The sequence below is a fragment of the Pantoea sp. Seng genome (genome assembly GCF_009829935.1).
Lineage (GTDB): Bacteria > Pseudomonadota > Gammaproteobacteria > Enterobacterales > Enterobacteriaceae > Pantoea > Pantoea communis.
Genome location: NZ_SZZV01000044.1, coordinates 1 through 1,744, shown reverse-complemented (window position 1 = coordinate 1,744; position 1,744 = coordinate 1). Strand labels below are relative to the sequence as shown.

Sequence of the window (1,744 nt, the reverse complement as noted above, 5' to 3'; positions counted from 1 at the left end):
TCATGGATATTCGTAAAATTAAGAAACTGATCGAACTGGTAGAAGAGTCTGGCATCTCCGAGCTGGAAATCTCTGAAGGCGAAGAGTCAGTTCGTATCAGCCGTTCACCTGCGAACGCTGGCTATCCGGTCATGCAACAGGCTTATGCTGCGCCAGTGATGCAGCAGCCTGCGCTGGCGACCGCCGTTGCACCTGCAGCCGCTGCGCCAGCTGAAGCCGCTAAGCCGGAAATCACCGGCCACATCGTGCGTTCTCCGATGGTCGGCACTTTCTACCGTACCCCAAGCCCGGATGCGAAAGCCTTCGTGGAAGTGGGCCAGAAAGTCAACGCGGGCGATACCCTGTGCATCGTTGAAGCGATGAAAATGATGAACCAGATCGAAGCCGATAAATCCGGCGTTGTGAAGGCGATCCTGGTGGAAAGCGGCCAGCCGGTTGAATTTGACGAGCCGCTCGTCGTCATCGAATAACGAGGCGAAGCATGCTGGATAAAATTGTCATTGCTAACCGCGGTGAGATCGCTCTGCGTATTCTCCGCGCGTGTAAAGAATTAGGCATCAAGACCGTTGCGGTTCACTCAACCGCTGACCGCGACCTGAAGCACGTGCTGCTGGCGGACGAGACCGTCTGCATCGGCCCGGCACAGTCGGTCAAAAGTTACCTGAACATCCCTGCACTGATCTCCGCCGCCGAAATCACCGGCGCCGTGGCGATCCACCCGGGCTACGGCTTCCTCTCTGAGAATGCCGATTTCGCCGAGCAGGTTGAGCGCTCTGGTTTTATCTTCATCGGCCCGAAAGCTGACACCATCCGCCTGATGGGCGACAAAGTGTCTGCGATCACCGCCATGAAGAAAACCGGTGTGCCAACCGTGCCAGGATCTGACGGCTCGCTGACCGATGACATGGATAAAAACCGTGCCATTGCTAAACGCATCGGCTACCCGGTCATCATCAAAGCCTCTGGCGGCGGCGGCGGTCGTGGTATGCGCGTGGTGCGCAGTGAAAAAGATCTGGAACAATCCATCGGCATGACGAAAGCGGAAGCCAAAGCGGCTTTCAACAACGACATGGTCTACATGGAGAAATTCCTCGAGAACCCGCGTCACATCGAGATTCAGGTGATGGCCGACGGCCAGGGCAACGCCATCTATCTGGCGGAACGTGACTGCTCGATGCAGCGTCGTCACCAGAAAGTGGTCGAAGAAGCACCAGCGCCGGGCATCACGCCGGAACTGCGTCGCTTTATCGGCGAGCGCTGTGCGAAAGCCTGTATCGATATCGGCTACCGCGGTGCGGGTACTTTCGAGTTCCTGTACGAAAACGGTGAGTTCTACTTCATCGAGATGAACACCCGTATTCAGGTGGAGCATCCGGTGACCGAGATGATCACCGGCGTGGATCTGATCAAAGAGCAGCTGCGTATTGCTGCCGGTCAGCCGCTGTCAATCAAACAGGAAGACGTGGTGGTGCGCGGTCATGCGGTGGAGTGCCGTATCAACGCCGAAGACCCGAACACCTTCCTGCCAAGCCCGGGCAAGATCACCCGTTTCCACGCGCCAGGCGGTTTTGGCGCGCGCTGGGAATCGCACATCTATGCCGGCTACAGCGTGCCGCCGTACTACGATTCCATGATCGGCAAGCTGATCACCTACGGTGACACCCGTGAAGTGGCCATCGCGCGCATGAAAAATGCGCTGGCGGAACTGATCATCGACGGCATCAAGACCAACGTCGAGCTGCAG

Annotated in this window: 2 protein-coding genes; both read left to right on the top strand. The window is 57.5% G+C overall.

Going from position 1 to position 1,744, the window contains the following annotated elements:
- The first annotated feature begins 2 nt into the window (after nt 1–2).
- Nucleotides 3–470: an acetyl-CoA carboxylase biotin carboxyl carrier protein gene (gene accB, locus FD737_RS23620; protein ID WP_034830260.1), complete on the top strand. Its 468-nt coding sequence runs from the start codon at nt 3–5 to the stop codon at nt 468–470.
- An 11-nt stretch (nt 471–481) separates the two neighbouring features.
- On the top strand, nt 482–1,744 hold a 1,263-nt coding region (gene accC, locus FD737_RS23615), incomplete at its 3' end, for an acetyl-CoA carboxylase biotin carboxylase subunit (RefSeq protein ID WP_160834696.1).